Source organism: Polymorphospora rubra (genome assembly GCF_018324255.1).
Taxonomy (GTDB): Bacteria; Actinomycetota; Actinomycetes; order Mycobacteriales; family Micromonosporaceae; genus Polymorphospora; species Polymorphospora rubra.
Map to the genome: position 1 here is coordinate 1,775,875 of NZ_AP023359.1, position 15,835 is coordinate 1,791,709.

The following is a 15,835-nucleotide window of genomic DNA, read 5'->3' on the forward strand; positions in this document are numbered from 1 at the left end:
GAGGTGCTCAATGACCGCACCGTCGAGCGGCGCGCAAACGGCGGGCCGGCCGGCACGGTTGCCGCGCTCGGCGCGCCGCAAGCAGCTGCTGGCCGCGGCGCAGGAGGTGTTCGTCGCCCAGGGTTACCACTCGGCCGCGATGGACGACATCGCGGAGCGGGCCGGGGTGTCGAAGCCAGTGCTCTACCAGCATTTCCCCGGCAAGATGGAGCTATACCTGGCGCTGCTCGACACGCACTGCGAGGCGATCGTCGCGCAGGTCCGGGCCGCGATGGCCGCGACCAGCGACAACAAGGAGCGGGTCAGCGGTGCGGTACGCGCCTACTTCGACTTCGTCGACCACGAGAGCGAGGCGTTCCGACTGGTCTTCGAGTCGGACCTGCGCAACGACCCGGCGGTGCGTGAGCGGATGGCCCGGGTGGAGAGCGGCTGCATCGCGGCGATCACCGACACGATCATCTCGGACACCGGGGTGAGCCGGGCACGCGCCGAGCTGCTGGCCTCGGGTCTGGTCGGCACGGCCGAGACCGCGGCGAAGTTCTGGCTCGCAAGTGGACGGCAGGTACCCAAGGCGGAGGCCGAGGCGTTGCTGACCGCCCTGGCATGGCGGGGGATCGCCAGCTTCCCCCTGCAGGGCGAGTCGGCCTGACCACGGCCGCCCCAGATCGGCTAGCCTTCGCAACGGCGCAGTTTCCGCCCGGATAAGGAGGGCCCGTGGAGGTCAAGATCGGTGTGCAGTACGCGCCGCGAGAGCTCGTGGTCGACAGCGCGCAGACGCCGGCCGAAATCGAGCAGATCGTGACCGATGCCATCGCCAACGAGGGCACTCTTTCACTGACCGACGAGAAGGGCCGGCGCATCATCGTTCCGGTCAACAAGATCGCCTATGTGGAGATCGCCGAGTCGTCGCCCCGGGTCGTGGGCTTCACCGCCCGCTGACCCGCCGGTTGCCGGTCGGGAAGCGGTCGGTGCGCTGTTCGCACCACTTCGACCGCTCCCGACCGAACCTGCGTCAACTGCGGCGATTTGTGCCCGTATGGGCTAATTGTTCAGTCCGACGGCGACCATCCGTGCCGAATGCGCCGCGGTGAGCCGCCGAAGCAACCCCTGCACGCCGCTCTCGTCCTCGACCTCCGCCACGATCAGGGCGGTGAGCGCGACCCGCTCGGCGGCGACCCGGCCAGCCTGCGACAGGGCCTCCCCCACCAGCCGGCGGGCCCACATCGAGAGGCGGTTGGCCAGCTTCGGGTCCGCGGCGATCGCGGTCCGGATCTCGCCCGCGGCGAAATCGGCGTACTGCGAGTCGTGCAGCACGTCCAGGACGAGCTGCCGGTCCGGTTCGGCCAGCAGGTCGGCGACCGCCCGGAAGAAGTCGTCGGCGATGGCGTCGCCGACGTACGCCTTGGCCAACGCCTCCAGCCAGTCCTTCGGCTCGGTCGAGTCGTGGTAGCTCTGCAGCGCCTCGACGTACGGCGCCATGGCCGCGCCGGGCTCCACGCCCAGCTCGGTGAGCCGGTCGGCCAGCCGGCGGTAGCTGACGATCTCCACCGCCGCCATCTCGCTGAGCAGCGCCCGCCGGGGCAGGTCGGGGGCGAGCCGCGCGTCGGCGGCCATCCGGTCGAAGGCGAGCAGTTCGCCGTACGCGACCAGGCCGAGCAGGTCGATGACGGCGGCGAACCGGGTCGGATCGACCGGTACGGGGACCGTGCCGGGAGCGGTGGGGCCGGCCGACGGGCCGGTGCCGGCTGAGGGATCGGACACGTGCGCAGGCTACCGCCTCCACCTCGGGACAGCCGGCACGCCGACGGGCACCCGAACCGGGCGGCGAACAGTGACCCAGATCACAACCAGATGGGCGGAATCGCCGGTCGCCAAAGAGCTGAGGCGACGTTTGAGCAAGTCAGGTAACATAGGGGAGTTGTCGTGGGCGTTCAGGTAATCACCCCCTCACCCACGACGCGCGTGCGGCCCGGAACGACGCGAGCGTAAGCCGTCGATCCGTGTGGCCCGCGCCCCGACCCACATCGCGCCCCAGGTCAGACGGGCGCACCACGAGAGGGCACCCCTAAAACCTGATGAGTGACAACAACGTACAAACACCGGTCGACGAAGACACAGCGACAGCGGTCGAGGAAGCGACCATCGTCCCGGTACCGGTCCGTCCGGAAGCACCCACCTTCGCCGACCTCGGCGCCCGGCAGGAGACCGTCGACGCACTGGCGGCGGTCGGGATCACCCGCGCCTTCGCCATCCAGGAATACGCGCTGCCGATCGGGCTGCGCGGGACCGACCTGATCGGCCAGGCGCCGACCGGCACCGGCAAGACCCTCGGCTTCGGGATTCCGCTGCTGGAGCGGGTCTTCGCACCGTCGGAGGGCGGTGAGGGCCTGCCGCAGGCCCTGGTCGTGGTGCCGACCCGCGAACTCGGTCTGCAGGTCGCCAAGGACCTGGCCGCCGCCGGCAAGACCCGCGGCGTACGGGTGCTGCCGATCTACGGCGGCGTCGCGTACGAGCCGCAGATCGAGGCCCTGCGCCGCGGCGTGGAGATCCTGGTCGGCACGCCCGGCCGGCTGATGGACCTCGCCAAGCAGAAGCACCTGCGGCTCGACCGGATCCGGGCACTGGTCCTCGACGAGGCCGACCGGATGCTCGACCTCGGCTTCCTCGACGACGTCGAGAAGATCCTGGCGATGCTGCCCGAGGACCGGCAGACGATGCTGTTCTCGGCCACGATGCCCGACCCGATCGTCGCGCTGAGCCGGCGCTTCCTGCGCCACCCGGTCACGATCCACGCCGGGCACACGGCCGAGACCGGCCCGTCACCGCTGACCAAGCAGGTCGTCTACCGCACCCACCCGATGAACAAGATCGAGGTGGTGGCCCGCATCCTGCAGGCCGAGGGACGCGGCCTGACCATGGTCTTCACCCGCACGAAGCGGGCCGCCGACCGGGTCGCGGAGGACCTCGACTTCCGCGGGTTCGCCGCCGCCGCGGTACACGGCGATCTCGGGCAGGGTGCCCGGGAACGGGCCCTGCGGGCGTTCCGGTCCGGCAAGATCGACGTACTGGTGGCCACCGACGTCGCAGCCCGTGGCCTGGACGTCTCCGGCGTCACGCACGTCATCAACTACGACTGCCCGGAAGATCCGGACACCTACACCCACCGGATCGGTCGCACCGGCCGGGCTGGCGCGACCGGGGTGGCGGTCACCTTCGTCGACTGGGAGGACATGCCCCGCTGGCGGCTGATCGACAAGTCGCTGGGGCTGGACATGCCCGAGCCGCCGGAGACCTACCACACCTCGCCCTACCTCTACACCGAACTCGACATCCCGACCGAGGTCACCGGCACGTTGCCGACCGCCGACCGGACCCGGGCCGGGCTCTCCGCCGAGGTCGAGGAAGACCTCGGCGGCGGCCGGTCCCGGACCAACCGCCGCGGCGAGAGCCCCGGGCGGAGCCGGACGCGCAACCGGCGCGGAGCCGGTGACGGTGGCGGGCCCCGCAACGAGGTGCCGCTGCCGGTGGAGTCCGAGGAGGCACCCCGCACCCAGCGGCAGCGCCGCCGCCGCCGGGCCGGCGAAGTGATCTCCGGTGACACGGCCGGCACCGCCGGAGCGGCCACCGAGAGCGGTCCGGCCGAGACCGTCCGCGCCGACGCGGAACCGGCCGGCGACGGAGACGCGGCGAAGCCGCGTACCCGGCGGCGCCGCCGCCGGGGCGGACGGGGTGGCCGGGACAGCTCGGCGGCCGGTGCCGCCGAGGCCGGCGCCGGCCCCGTCGAGGCCTGACCGCCAGCTCGACCTGTCAGGGGACCGGCATCATGCCGGTCCCCTGATCCATCTCCGTCGCCGAGCCCCGCCGCACCGGGGTGGATACGCTGGAACCGCCGGCCGCCGCACGCTGCGCAGCCCCGCCGGCGGCGAAGGAGTCACCGATGTTCAGCCTGCACCGGGTCCGCAAGGATCTCGACGAGGCGCGGCGAGGCCGTGGCGCCGGGCGCCGGCCGGCCCGCTTCGACGACCGGCTCACCGCTCCCCTGCCCACGTTCCGCGACATGGTACGGATGTTCCGGGAGAGCGGCCCACGGATGACCCACCCCGACCACGTGGCGCGCATCCCGGTCGAACGGTCGGCCGCCCTGCCGCCGGTGACCGCCGACGAGGTGCAGGTCACCTGGGTCGGCCACGCCACCTACGTGGTGCAGATCGGCGGGCTGACCGTGCTGACTGACCCGGTGTGGGCACACCGGATCCCCGGGGTGCGTCCCCGGATCACCCCGGTCGGCCTCGACTGGGCGGCCCTGCCACCCGTCGACGCGGTGGTGATCAGCCACAACCACTACGACCACCTCGACGCGCCGACCGTACGCCGGCTGCCGAAGGACACCCCGATCCTGGTGCCCGCCAACCTGGCCGGCTGGTTCCAGCGCCGCGGCTTCCGCGACGTCACCGACCTCGACTGGTGGGAGTCGCGCGAGATCGGCGGAGTCACCTTCGACTTCGTGCCGGCACACCACTGGAGCCGCCGCACCCTGACCGACACCAACCGGAGCCTGTGGGGCGGTTGGATGTTCACCGCCGGCGACGGGGCCCGGGTCTACTTCGCCGGCGACACCGGCTACGGGCACTGGTTCGCCGAGATCGCCGCCCGCTATCCGGGCATCGACCTGGCGCTGCTGCCGGTCGGGGCGTACGAGCCGAACTGGTTCATGAAGCCGGTGCACATGAATCCGCCGGAGGCGGTCCGGGCCTGCCTCGATCTCGGTGCCAGGCGGATGTCACCGATGCACTGGGGCACTTTCGTGCTGTCCGCCGAGCCGATCCTGGAGCCGTTGGAGCGCACGGTGGCGGAGTGGACGGCCGCCGACCGGCCGCGCGAGGACCTGTGGGATCTGCCGGTCGGCGGGTCTAGGAAGATCTGATCCATGCCCGAAGATCTGGCGGCGGCGCTCGCCGAGGTACGGACCCTCCTGCTCGACCCGCAGCTGACCCGGGCGGTGGCCGCCGGCCGCCGGCGCGGGCAGACCCCGTCGGTCGTACGCGCCGAACTGCGCCCGGTCGCCATCAAGGCCGGTCCCCGCCTCCAGATCGTCACCAGTGACGGGGCCCGGCCGTACACCCGCAACGTGGCGGCGGGCGCGGAGGCCGAGGCGGCCGTCGACGCACTGCTGACCGAGCCGTTCGGCAACTGGCATGTGGAGACCTCGGGAGGCACGGTGCAGGTTCGGGTGACCAAGAAGGGCGACGCCCAGGTGCATCGGGCCGGCCGGGCGCCCGCCCGCCCCGCACCGGCCCCCGCCACCTCCACGCCGACGACCGCGGCGCCCGTGGCCCCGCCCGCCGGGTCGGCGCCTGCGCTGCCCGACGCACCGGTGGCCGGCACGTCCGCGAACGTCCTCGCCCATGACCGGCGCAAGGAGCACCTGCTCGCTTCCGGTGACCCGCTCTTCACCGCGATCGGCGCCAGCGCGGCGAAACGGCGGCAGGTCGACGCGTTCCTCCGCGCGCTGGCCGCCACCCTGCCGGAGGGCGACCTGCCGCGGCCGCTGCGGGTCGTCGATCTCGGCTGCGGCAACGCCTACCTGACCTTCGCCGCCTACCGCTATCTGGCCACGCGCGGGATCGAGGCGCAGGTGGTCGGCATCGACGTCCGGGAGGACCAGCGGGAACGCAACAGCACCCTGGCAATGTTGTTGGGTTGTGAGGACTCGGTGGAGTTCGTCGCCGGCACGATCCAGGACGCCGCCGTCGACCCGGCTCCCGACCTGGTCCTGGCCCTGCACGCCTGCGACACGGCCACCGACGACGCGCTGGCCCGGGCGGTGCGCTGGCAGGCCCGTTGGGTGCTGGCGGCGCCGTGCTGCCACCACGACGTGGCGGCGCAGCTGCGCCGGACGCCGGCTCCGGAGCCGTACGACATGCTCACCCGGCACGGCATTCTGCGGGAACGGTTCGCCGACGTGCTCACCGACTCGCTACGCGCGGCGCTGCTGCGGCTGAACGGCTACCGGGTCGACGTGGTCGAGTTCGTCGACTCCCGGCACACCCCGCGCAACCTGCTGCTGCGGGCCCGCCGGACCGGGGCGCCCGCCAGCGCCGAGCTACGCGCGGAGTACGCCGCGTTGACCGGACCGTGGCAGCTCACGCCGAGGCTGGAGACCCTGCTCGCCGCGGCCTGACCCGAGGCGCGGCCTGACTCGGGGCTCAACGCCGGCGGTCGCGCTCGCCGTCGGGCTGCGGGCGTACCGAACTCAGTCCCTCGTAGACCATCGTCGGGAAGGGCACGACGTTGGCCGGGCTCTCGGCGTTTCCGGCGGCGGCGAAGGCGTTCCACGAGATGTCGACGAGCAGGCGCTTGAGTTCGGCGTGCCGCTCCGCCGCGTTGGCCTGCAGTGCCATCCGTACGCCGAGGAGCACCGCGACGATGGTGGTGGTGATCGCGCCGGTCGCGGCGAGCAGATGCACTCCGGTCGCCTCCCCGTCCTGGAACGCCAGGACCACCAGCCAGATCCAGAAGCCGGCAGCGAAGAGCGCGGCCTTGGCGACGAAGAAGAGGCTGATCGCGCCGGGGCGGTGCGGCGGCGGAGGTGCCGGTCGGCTGTCTTGCGGGGCCATCGTGCGCTCCTGGGGGTGATCACCTGTCTGCCGGTGAGACAGGCCAGCGGACCTGCCGTTGGGCGTACGGCCCGTCGGCCTGTTGATCCTATTGGATGGCTGCAATCACAGACGGTGAGAATGGCGATGCCGCTCGACGTAACCGGTCGGCCGATGTGACGTCCCGCTGCCCCCGGTCAGCGGGACGTCACATCGGTGCCTCACGCCACCGCACGCGGGCGGGCGGCGTCATTCCGTACGGACCGGCCGGGGAGGAGCCCACACGCCGGGCGCCGGTCCCACGGGTGGGACCCACGCTAGTACGTCCCGTGCACGAGACTAATCCGTCAATCGCCCGGCTCGCGAGCCCTCCTTGTGGTCTACCCTCCACTTGGACATGCTTCGGGTTGGCCGGAAGGGGGTTTGCCGCCGCGTGGCCCTACCTGAAAGAGCGCAGCCGGCACCCCGGCCGGCCTCCCCACCCGGGGGATCCCCGCAGGCGGCGTTCGCCCGCTTCGTACGGCGGGCGATCGATGACGCCAAGAACGAACGCGGCTGGACCGTCACCGACCTCGCCGCCCGCACCGGCGTCGGGCGTTCCACCGTCTTCCGCTGGCTGGCCGGCGACTGGCAGGACTATCCCGAACTGGCCAAGGTACGTGGTTTCTGCACCGCCCTCGAAGTGCCGGTGTCCGCCGCCTTCCGGGCGCTCGGCCTGCCCGACGGGGAGGCGGCCCCCAACCGGGTCCGGTCCGAGCCGCCGCTGGAGGCCGATGTCGAGGTGATCCTCGGCCGGCTCGCCGATCCGACGGTGCCGGCCGAGGAGAAGAAGCTCATCCGCGACATGCTGCGCTACCTCGCCCAGCGCCCGGTGCGCCGGGTCGGCTGAGCCCGACGCCGCTCAGCCGACCACGAGGGTGAACTCCGCGGTGTGCACCTGGCCGGCCACCTGGAAGTCGAGGAAGAGCCGGTAGCGGCCGGGGCTCGGCGCGGTCAGCCAGAACTTGATCGCACCTCCGGCGAGCTCCGACTCGGGGTGGACGTGCACGTAGCCGAGGTCGCCGTCACGGACCGCCACCAGGTGCCCGTACGCACCGAGGTAGCGCTCCAGCCCGGCGACCGGGCTGCCGTCGCGGAACACCCGGAACTGCAGCGGCTGGGTGGCCCCCACCTGCGGCGTGCCCTCGTAGGTCACGACGAAGTCGTCGACGTTCGCCTCCCGGGCCGGCGACGGCAGCGGCGTCGGCTGGTAGTCGCCGCCGGCCACCAGGTCGACGCCGAGCGTCACCGGGGTCTGCGAGCCGGCCGCGTCGACGGCGGTGAAGTCGGCGTACGCCCGCCAGATGCCGGGACCGGTCAGGGCGAGCGGAACGCTCCAGGTGCCGTCGGGCGCCATCGTGGGATGCAGGTGCTGGTAGCCGGTCAGGTCCCGGCGGAGCACGATCAGGTGCAACGGCTTGTCGTGTACGACCGCGAACGTGGTGACCGTCTGCCGGTCGATCGCCTGCACGGTGAACCGGAAGTCGACGGCGGGGCCGACCCCGAGTCGGGTCGTCGCCGGCACGAGTGTGTAGCCGGCGCTGCTGAGCGACAGTCCGCTGACGCCGTCGGGGCCCGTTGCCGGACCACCGGTGGAGTGGTCGTGGGCGCCGCCGGTGGCGGGTGGATGGGTGTGGTCGCCGGTGCCCGGTGCGTGGGTGTGGTCGGCGGTGGCGCCGGCGGTGCCGCTGCCACCGGTGGAGTCTCCGGCCGGCTGGCCGACGACCCGGCCCAGGCCGAAGCCGGCGACCAGCATGACGACCAGCCCGCCGACGAAGAGGGCGAGCCGGACGGTGGAGCGGTCGGGGTCCGGCGCGACCGCCCTGGCCACGGCCGGCCGGGCCGGCGCGGTCTTAGGCACCGGTGCCGGCGAGTTCGTAGCCCGCCTCGTCGACGGCGGTCCGGACCGTGTCGAGCGCCAGCGGGGCGTCGCTGGTCACCGACACCGCGCCGGTCGGCAGTTCGACCTGTACGTCGCGTACGCCCGGCAGGGCGGTCAGTTCCCCGGTCACGGCCTGCACGCAGTGTCCGCAGGTCATGCCCACGACGGTGTAGGTGTTGGTCACGGACATCTTCGGGTCCTCCTCGGCCACATACCGGGGAGCATACCCCCCGGTGTATCTGCCGCCGCCCGCCGCCCGAGGTGGTGCCGGTCGTGGTCAGCCGGCGACGGCGAGCGCCAACGGCAGGACGGCCGGGGCACCGGCCTGGCGGAGCAGCCGGCCCACCATCGCCATCGTCCAGCCCGAGTCGACCAGGTCGTCGACGAGCAGCACCGGACCGGCCAGCCCGTCGAGGGCCCCCGCCAGCCCGTCGGGGACGGCGAAGGCGCCGTGCAGCCCGCGTACGCGTTGGGCGCTGTTGCCGCGCGCGGCCGCACCGGCCGGTGCGCCGGCACCGGTCGCGGTGACCGTGCCGAGCAGCGGCAGCCGGCCCACTGACGCGACCCGCTCGGCGAGGCTGCCGACCAGCCGGGGCCGCTGCCGCGATCCGACGGCGACGACGCCCACCGGGCGCCCGGGCCAGCGCTCGTCCCCGTGCGCCCAGTCCTTGAGCACCTCGACGACCGCGCCGAACACGTCGTCGGGCACCGGGCCGTCGCTCGCTCCGGGGCCGACGAGTGCCCGCAGCCGGCCGCCCCACCCGAGGTCGGACAGCCGCCCCACGGCCCGGCCGGGCGCCGACTGCTCGGCGGGCCCCAGCTTGCCGCGCAGCGGTACGCCGATCGCCTCCAGCCCGGTCGGCCACAGCTTCTTCGGCGGGATCTGCACCCCGGGGCGACCGAGGAACGCCTGCGCGGCGGCGAGTGCCGGCGCCGACACGGCGGCGTCGAACTGCGGTCCGGCACACCGGTCACAGCGCCCGCACGGTGTCGCGCCGGGGTCGTCGAGGCAGCGACGCAGGAACTCCATCCGGCAGCCGGTGGTGGCCGCGTACTCCCGCATCGCCTGCTGCTCGGCGGTGCGGGCGGCGGCGACCCGCTCCAGCCGGGCGGTGTCGTAGACCCACGGCTCGCCGGTGGCGACCCAGCCGCCACGGACCCGGCGGACCGCACCGTCGACGTCGAGGACCTTGAGCATCAGCTCCAGGCGGGCCCGACGCAGGTCGACGATGGGTTCGAGGGCCGGTGTCGACAGTGGCCGGTCGGCCCGCTCCAGGGCGGCGAGCACCGACCGGACCTGTTCCTGCGGCGGGAAGGCCAGCGACGCGAAGTAGCGCCAGATCGCCTGGTCCTCGGCACCGGGCAGGAGCAGCACCTCGGCGTGCCGGACGGCCCGGCCGGCCCGCCCCACCTGCTGGTAGTAGGCGATCGGCGACGGCGGGGCGCCGAGGTGCACGACGAAGCCGAGATCGGGCTTGTCGAAGCCCATGCCGAGCGCCGACGTGGCCACCAGCGCCTTGATCTTGTTGTCGAGCAGGTCCTGCTCGGCGGCCCGACGGTCGGCGTCCTCGGCCTGGCCGGTGTACGCCGCCACCGGGTAGCCGCGGGACCGCAGGAACTCCGCCGTCTCGCCGGCCGCCGCCACGGTCAGCGTGTAGACGATGCCCGACCCGGGCAGCCGGTCGAGCTGGTCGGCCAGCCAGCCGAGCCGGTGCGCCGGGCTCGGCAGATCGAGTACGGCCATCCGCAGCGAGTCCCGGTCGAGGCTCCCGCGCAGCACCAGCGCGTCGCCCAACTGCTCGGCGACGTCGTCGGTGACCCGGGCGTTGGCGGTCGCCGTGGTGGCCAGCACCGGGGTGCCGGCCGGCAGGTTGGCCAGGAAGGTGCGCAACCGCCGGTAGTCGGGGCGGAAGTCGTGTCCCCAGTCGGAGACGCAGTGCGCCTCGTCGACGACGAGCAGCCCGGTGGTCGCCGCCAGGCGGGGCAGCACCGAGTCCCGGAACTCCGGGTTGTTGAGCCGCTCGGGACTGACCAGCAGTACGTCGACGGCACCGGCATTGATCTCGTCGGTGATCTGCTGCCACTCGTCGAGGTTCGCCGAGTTGATCGTGCGGGCGGTGATCCCGGCCCGGGCGGCCGCCTCGACCTGGTTGCGCATCAGCGCCAGCAGCGGCGAGACGATGACCGTCGGCCCGGCGCTCCGGCCGGCGTCGGCGGCGCGCAGCAGCGCGGTCGCGACGAAGTAGACCGCCGACTTCCCCCACCCGGTGCGTTGCACGCACAGCACCCGGCGCTTGTCGACGACCAGCGCCTCGATCGCCCGCCACTGGTCGTCGCGCAGTCGCGCACCGTCTCCGGCGAGCCGGCGCAGCACCGCCTCGGCCTGCTCGCGTACCGCCGTACGCCCGGTGTCCACCCGACATGTCTACCAGCGCCGCCCGACAGCGCGCCGGCCCCGCGGCGCCGTGGGCCGCTACGTGGTGGTCAGTGCCTCGCGCATCCGAACGATCTCGGCCTTCTGCTCGACGACGACGCCGCTGGCCAGCTCGTTGATGATGTTGTCTTCGCCGAGCACCAGCACCTCGCCGGCCATGTCGATCGCGCCCTGGTGGTGTTCGGCCATCATGTCGACGAACATCCGGTCGAACTCGGCGCCGCGGGCGGCGGTCAGGCGGCTCAGCGCCTCCGCCGACTGCATGCCGGACATGCTGTGCTGATGGCGACCACCGCCGTCGCGGCCCAGACCCCGGTCGCTCAGCCAGGTCTCCAGTGTCTTGATCTCCGGCTCCTGGGCGGCCAGGATCCGCTCGGCGATGCTCCTGAGGCCCGCGTTATCGCCCCGGTCCGCCACCAGCCTCGCCATCACGAGCGCCTGCTCGTGGTGCGGGATCATCATCGCGACGAACCGCACGTCGGCGTTGTTGTACGACGGCGCCGCCAGTGGCGACACCTCGTTCGCCGGTGCCCTCCCGGCCGGCTCACCGGGGCGCCCGGGCATCAGCACCGGGGCGGTGGCGTCGGGCAGGCCGGGCAGGTCGAGGGGTACCGGCGGGCTCGGCCGGGCCGCCGGTCGCGGGTCGTCGTCGGGCAGCCAGAGGACCACCCCGGCCACCGCGGCCACCACCGCGACCACGGCCAACTCGATCAGCACGAACGCCCGGATCCGCACACCACCCAGCACAACTGACTCCCGCCGTCCGCCCGAGGTTGGCCGGGATCGTAACGCGCCCCTGACCTGCGACGGGAGGGGTCAGCGGCAGCGAAGATGATCCATTTGGTCCGGCCTGGGGCTATTCGTACCACCACCTCGGCACCACAGTTGCGAAACCGTGATCAACATCGAACTACTAGTGTGACCCACACCACAATCGCCAGGTCAGGGGCCAGGTTATTGTGCCGACACCCTACTCACCCCCGACGAAGGGTGTCACATGCTAGAAACATCCCCACGACGGTACCGAAGAGCGGCTGTCAGCCTGGCCGCCGCGGGTGCCCTCGTCCTCACCGCCGTCGTGGCGGCGCCCGCCAGCGGGTTCACCGACTCGGCCGAAGGTACCGACGTCTGCGACTCGTTCCTGGGCGCCGGCGACAACTTCGCCGAGTACTGCATCACCGAGGAGGCGGTCAACGACTCCGCCGCCACGTACGCCATCCCGGGCGTCGACGAGATCTCCAGCAGCCCGAACATCGAACTGATCGCCAACATCCCCAAGTTCGGCGGGTTCGCCAGCGAGGCCGCGTACAACTCGGACCTGGCCTTCCAGGGCAACTACGTCATCGCCGGCAACTACCAGGGCTTCAGCGTCTTCGACGTGAGCACCCCCAGCTCGCCCCAGGTGGTCAGCCAGGTGGTCTGCCCCGGCTCGCAGGGCGACCCGTCGATCTTCGGTGACCTGCTGTTCCTCGCCGTCGACGCGCCGCGCAGCGACGACTCGTGCAGCAGCGCCAGCGGATCCGCGGCCCAGGAGACCTCCTGGGAGGGTGTCCGGATCTTCGACATCAGCGACAAGGCGAACCCGCAGTACATCAAGTCGGTCCGGACCGACTGCGGCTCGCACACCCTGACGCTGGCGCCGGACAAGGCCGGGACCGACGTCTACGTCTACGTCCAGTCGTACGGCCCGTCGAACGGCGCCTTCTACTGCAAGCCGCCGCACGACAAGATCTCGATCATCAAGGTGCCGCTGGACAACCCGACCAGTGCCGCCGTGGTGGCCACCCCGGTCCTCTTCCCGGGCACCACCGGCAACACCTCCACCAGCGGCTGCCACGACATCACCACCTACCCGGAGCTGGACCTGGCCGCCGGCGCCTGCATGGGTGACGGCGTCCTCATGGACATCTCCGACCGGGAGAACCCGGTGATCATCAGCCAGGTCCGGGACACGAACTTCGCGTTCTGGCACTCGGCGACCTTCAACAACGCCGGCACCAAGGTGATCTTCACCGACGAGCTCGGCGGCGGCAGCGGCGCGATCTGCACCAGCAGCTACCGGACCAACCAGGGCGCGAACGCGATCTACGACATCGTCGGCTCCGGCGCTGACCGCGAACTGGTCTTCAAGAGCTACTACAAGATCCCGCGGCTGAACACCACGCTGGAGAACTGCGTGGCGCACAACGGCTCGCTGATCCCGGCGATGGGCCGCGACATCATGGTCCAGGCGTGGTACCAGGGCGGCATCTCGGTGATCGACTTCACCGACTCGGCCAACCCGGTCGAGATCGCCTACTGGGAGCGGGGCCCGCTCTCCGACACCCGCCGCATCCTGGGTGGGGCCTGGTCGACCTACTACCACAACGGCTACATCTACTCGAACGACATCCAGAAGGGCTTCGACGTCCTCAAGCTGGACGACCCGCGTACGAACAACGCGCGGGCGGTGGCCTTCGACGAGCTGAACGTGCAGACGCAGCCCAGCTACCCGGCCTGCACCACGGTCATCACCAACCGCGTGAACGGCGGCCTGGACGTCAAGTCCGGTGTCACCTGCCTCGACGGTGCGAGCGTCAACGGTGCGACCAAGGTCGCTCCGGGTGCCGGCCTGCTCATCTTCAACTCGAACCTCAACGGCTCGATCACCGCGACCGACGCCGCCGTGGTGTCGATCGTGGAGAGCAAGGTCAACGGCTCGGTGAACGCTCCCGGCGCGACCGTCCGGGACACCAAGGTCAACGGATCCGTCAAGATCTGATCCACCGCACGAAAGCTCCGGCCCGGCGGATGTCCGCCGGGCCGGCGCTTTTCGCGCCTCCGACGACCGCGCCACCGCGCCGGACCGCCGGTAGGACGGGTCAGCGTCTACGGTTGGGAATCAGCCGGAGCAGCGGGCCGAGCCGGCCGGCCAGACTCGCCAGCCCGCCGGGGAAGAAGTAGACCGCCAGGATGAACACGGTGCCGAGCACGAACAGCGGCTGCGACAGCGGAGCGCTGAGGAAGCCGGGCAGCGCCTCCACCGCCGACGAGGTGCCGAACGCGGTCAGCCGGTGGTCGAGATACATGTAGAGCATGCCGCCGATCACCGGTCCCCACCGGGTACCAGGCCCGCCGAGCACCACCATCACCAGCAGCGACAGGGTCAGCTCCGACGAGGTGATGTGCGGCGACGCGCCGCTGACCAGCAGGGTGTAGACGATCCCGCCGGCCGCCGCGAGGGTGCCGGACAGGGTGAAGGCGACCAGCTTGAACCGGTACGGGTCCAGACCGAGCACGCCGATGCGGCGTTCGTCGTCGCGCAGCCCGGCGAGGACGCGACCGGTCGGCGACGACGACACCCGGTGTACGACGAAGACGACCAGCGCCAGGTACGCCAGCGCCAGCCAGTACAGGTTGTACGTGTTGGCGACCCCGACGAAGAACGCCGGCAGCCCGGACACGTCGAGCGGCAGCCCCTCCTCACCACCGGTGAGCCCACCGAAGTCACGGGCCACCAGGATCGCGCCGACCTGCGCGAAGGCGAGCGTGACCATGGCAAAGGCGATGCCGGCGGTCCGCAGCGCGATCGCGCCGATCAGCGCGGCCAGGGTCGCACCGCCGACCAGGGCGAACGGGGCGGCCTGCCACAGCGGCAGTCCGGCCTTGGTGATCAGGATGTCGGTGCCGTAGACGCCGGCGGCGAAATAGAGCGCGTGGCCGAACGACAGCATGCCGGTACGGCCGTAGAGCAGGTCGTACCCGGCGGCGAGACCGCCGTACACCAGGCAGAGGGCGAGCAGTTGCAGGGTGCCCGGCGAGTTGAGCGGCCCGTCGAAGATGCCCGGAATCTCGAGCCGCAGGTACGGCACGAAGAGGAACACGACCAGCGCCACGAGCGGCAGCCAGGGGCGCAGCAGGGTCCACCACCGCCGGGCCGGCGTCGGCTCGGGCGGTGCGGCGGTCGCCGGTGTATCGGTCTTGGAGGCAGTGTCGAGGTCCGTCACGCCGTAGCCGCCTTCCCGGCGATGCCCTGCGGACGCAGCAGCAGCACGATCGCCAGCAGCGCGACCACGCAGATGTCCCCGAGCCCGGAGGTGCCGTAGTAGTTGACGAACTGCTGGAGCAGGCCGACGGCGACCGCCGCGTACGCGGAGCCGACGACCGAACCCATCCCGCCGATGACCACGACGATGAAGGCGAAGATGAGCAGCGACCCGCCCTGGCTGGGCGAGACCGATCCGAAGTAGACGCCGCCGAGGGCCCCGGCGAGCGCCGCCGCCGCACCACCGATCGCGAAGACGAGGGTGAACGCCTTGCGTACGTCGATGCCCAGCGCCGTGACCATCTCCCGGTTCTCCACCCCGGCCCGGATCACCAGGCCGTACCGGGTGTAGCGCAGGAAGGCGAGCAGCGCGGCCAGCACCGCGACGGCGGCGACGATCAGCAGCAGTCCGGAGTTGGGCACCTTGGCACCGAGGACCGAGGTGACCCCCTGCGTCCACTGTGGGCGCGGGAACGGCCGCGGGTCGGCGCCCCAGCTGGCCTGGAGCAGCGCCACCCCGGCCAGCGACAGGCCGACGGTGACCAGCACCTGTTCGATGGTGCGGGAGTAGAGCGGCCGAATCATGATCAGTTCGACGAGCACGGCGACCGCGACGCCGGCCGCCACCCCGAACGCGACCGCGAGCACGAAGCCGAAGCCGTCGGCACCCGCCCCCGGCAGGTTGCCGGCCGCCCACCAGGTCGCGTACGCCCCCACGGACAGGAACAGCCCGTGCGCGAAGTTGAGCACGTCGGCGAGGCCGAAGACCAGCGACAGCCCGGAGGCGACCAGGAAGTAGAGGGCGGACAGCCCCAACCCGGTCAGGGTCAGCAAAATCACCGTACTCATGCCGCCACCTC

The 15,835-nt window shown here is 72.0% G+C and carries 15 protein-coding genes; 7 read left to right on the forward strand and 8 right to left on the reverse strand.

Annotated elements, in window-relative coordinates; all coding sequences use genetic code 11:
• The first annotated feature begins 10 nt into the window (after nucleotides 1–10).
• Together Prubr_RS08145 and Prubr_RS08150 are read left to right on the forward strand one after the other, a co-directional pair.
• Complete coding sequence (locus Prubr_RS08145) at nucleotides 11–649, forward strand: TetR/AcrR family transcriptional regulator (protein WP_212823239.1); 639 nt, start codon at nucleotides 11–13, stop codon at nucleotides 647–649.
• 65 nt (nucleotides 650–714) lie between these two features.
• A complete protein-coding gene (locus tag Prubr_RS08150) occupies nucleotides 715–939 on the forward strand; it encodes a DUF3107 domain-containing protein (protein ID WP_212823240.1) in 225 nt (74 codons plus the stop codon).
• Between the two features lie 102 nt (nucleotides 940–1,041).
• Here the strand turns inward: Prubr_RS08150 and Prubr_RS08155 are convergent, their stop codons facing one another.
• Entirely contained in the window at nucleotides 1,042–1,761 is a 720-nt protein-coding gene (locus Prubr_RS08155) for a ferritin-like fold-containing protein (protein WP_246568444.1), read from the reverse strand.
• A 314-nt stretch (nucleotides 1,762–2,075) separates the two neighbouring features.
• Here Prubr_RS08155 and Prubr_RS08160 point away from each other — a divergent pair, with 314 nt between their 5' ends.
• From Prubr_RS08160 to Prubr_RS08170, 3 genes are all read left to right on the forward strand, one after another.
• Nucleotides 2,076–3,791 carry a DEAD/DEAH box helicase gene (locus Prubr_RS08160; RefSeq protein ID WP_212823249.1) on the forward strand — a complete coding sequence of 572 codons (1,716 nt, stop codon included), beginning with the start codon at nucleotides 2,076–2,078 and terminating at the stop codon, nucleotides 3,789–3,791.
• Between the two features lie 146 nt (nucleotides 3,792–3,937).
• The gene (locus tag Prubr_RS08165; RefSeq protein ID WP_212823251.1) at nucleotides 3,938–4,924 is read left to right on the forward strand and encodes an MBL fold metallo-hydrolase; all 987 of its coding nucleotides are present in this window, start codon (nucleotides 3,938–3,940) and stop codon (nucleotides 4,922–4,924) included.
• A 3-nt stretch (nucleotides 4,925–4,927) separates the two neighbouring features.
• On the forward strand, nucleotides 4,928–6,181 hold the full coding sequence (locus tag Prubr_RS08170) for a class I SAM-dependent methyltransferase (protein ID WP_212823253.1): 1,254 nt from the start codon (nucleotides 4,928–4,930) through the stop codon (nucleotides 6,179–6,181).
• 25 nt (nucleotides 6,182–6,206) lie between these two features.
• Here Prubr_RS08170 and Prubr_RS08175 read toward each other — a convergent pair whose 3' ends face one another.
• Nucleotides 6,207–6,617: a hypothetical protein gene (locus tag Prubr_RS08175; protein WP_212823256.1), complete on the reverse strand. Its 411-nt coding sequence runs from the start codon at nucleotides 6,615–6,617 to the stop codon at nucleotides 6,207–6,209.
• 412 nt (nucleotides 6,618–7,029) lie between these two features.
• On the opposite strand from Prubr_RS08175, the gene Prubr_RS08180 reads away from it, so the two are divergent.
• Nucleotides 7,030–7,485 carry a helix-turn-helix domain-containing protein gene (locus tag Prubr_RS08180; protein ID WP_246568445.1) on the forward strand — a complete coding sequence of 152 codons (456 nt, stop codon included), beginning with the start codon at nucleotides 7,030–7,032 and terminating at the stop codon, nucleotides 7,483–7,485.
• Nucleotides 7,486–7,497: 12 nt separating this feature from the next.
• Here Prubr_RS08180 and Prubr_RS08185 read toward each other — a convergent pair whose 3' ends face one another.
• The 4 genes from Prubr_RS08185 to Prubr_RS08200 form a co-directional block, all read right to left on the reverse strand.
• Entirely contained in the window at nucleotides 7,498–8,496 is a 999-nt protein-coding gene (locus tag Prubr_RS08185) for a hypothetical protein (RefSeq protein ID WP_246568446.1), read from the reverse strand.
• On the reverse strand, nucleotides 8,489–8,707 hold the full coding sequence (locus Prubr_RS08190) for a heavy-metal-associated domain-containing protein (protein WP_212823265.1): 219 nt from the start codon (nucleotides 8,705–8,707) through the stop codon (nucleotides 8,489–8,491). The genes Prubr_RS08185 and Prubr_RS08190 overlap by 8 nt, the downstream gene beginning before the upstream one ends.
• An 87-nt stretch (nucleotides 8,708–8,794) precedes the next feature.
• Nucleotides 8,795–10,933: a RecQ family ATP-dependent DNA helicase gene (locus Prubr_RS08195; RefSeq protein WP_212823267.1), complete on the reverse strand. Its 2,139-nt coding sequence runs from the start codon at nucleotides 10,931–10,933 to the stop codon at nucleotides 8,795–8,797.
• A gap of 57 nt (nucleotides 10,934–10,990) precedes the next feature.
• A complete protein-coding gene (locus Prubr_RS08200) occupies nucleotides 10,991–11,698 on the reverse strand; it encodes a DUF305 domain-containing protein (RefSeq protein WP_212823269.1) in 708 nt (235 codons plus the stop codon).
• Between the two features lie 250 nt (nucleotides 11,699–11,948).
• Between Prubr_RS08200 and Prubr_RS08205 the strand changes: the two genes are divergently transcribed.
• Nucleotides 11,949–13,712, forward strand: a complete 1,764-nt coding sequence (locus Prubr_RS08205; protein WP_212823271.1) for an LVIVD repeat-containing protein — start codon at nucleotides 11,949–11,951, stop codon at nucleotides 13,710–13,712.
• A gap of 100 nt (nucleotides 13,713–13,812) precedes the next feature.
• Here Prubr_RS08205 and Prubr_RS08210 read toward each other — a convergent pair whose 3' ends face one another.
• Both Prubr_RS08210 and Prubr_RS08215 read right to left on the reverse strand, forming a co-directional pair.
• Nucleotides 13,813–14,937, reverse strand: a complete 1,125-nt coding sequence (locus Prubr_RS08210; RefSeq protein WP_212823278.1) for a branched-chain amino acid ABC transporter permease — start codon at nucleotides 14,935–14,937, stop codon at nucleotides 13,813–13,815.
• On the reverse strand, nucleotides 14,934–15,824 hold the full coding sequence (locus Prubr_RS08215) for a branched-chain amino acid ABC transporter permease (RefSeq protein WP_212823281.1): 891 nt from the start codon (nucleotides 15,822–15,824) through the stop codon (nucleotides 14,934–14,936). Before Prubr_RS08215 ends, Prubr_RS08210 begins: the two co-directional genes overlap by 4 nt.
• Nucleotides 15,825–15,835: the final 11 nt, after the last annotated feature.

Bases quoted from the DNA above. Each gene is read 5' to 3' on its own strand.
- Prubr_RS08145 (WP_212823239.1), top strand. From the start codon at position 11: ATGACCGCACCGTCGAGCGGCGCGCAAACGGCGGGCCGGCCGGCACGG.
- Prubr_RS08205 (WP_212823271.1), top strand. From the start codon at position 11,949: ATGCTAGAAACATCCCCACGACGGTACCGAAGAGCGGCTGTCAGCCTG.
- Prubr_RS08160 (WP_212823249.1), top strand. From the start codon at position 2,076: ATGAGTGACAACAACGTACAAACACCGGTCGACGAAGACACAGCGACA.
- Prubr_RS08165 (WP_212823251.1), top strand. From the start codon at position 3,938: ATGTTCAGCCTGCACCGGGTCCGCAAGGATCTCGACGAGGCGCGGCGA.
- Prubr_RS08175 (WP_212823256.1), bottom strand. From the start codon at position 6,617: ATGGCCCCGCAAGACAGCCGACCGGCACCTCCGCCGCCGCACCGCCCC.
- Prubr_RS08215 (WP_212823281.1), bottom strand. From the start codon at position 15,824: ATGAGTACGGTGATTTTGCTGACCCTGACCGGGTTGGGGCTGTCCGCC.
- Prubr_RS08170 (WP_212823253.1), top strand. From the start codon at position 4,928: ATGCCCGAAGATCTGGCGGCGGCGCTCGCCGAGGTACGGACCCTCCTG.
- Prubr_RS08190 (WP_212823265.1), bottom strand. From the start codon at position 8,707: ATGTCCGTGACCAACACCTACACCGTCGTGGGCATGACCTGCGGACAC.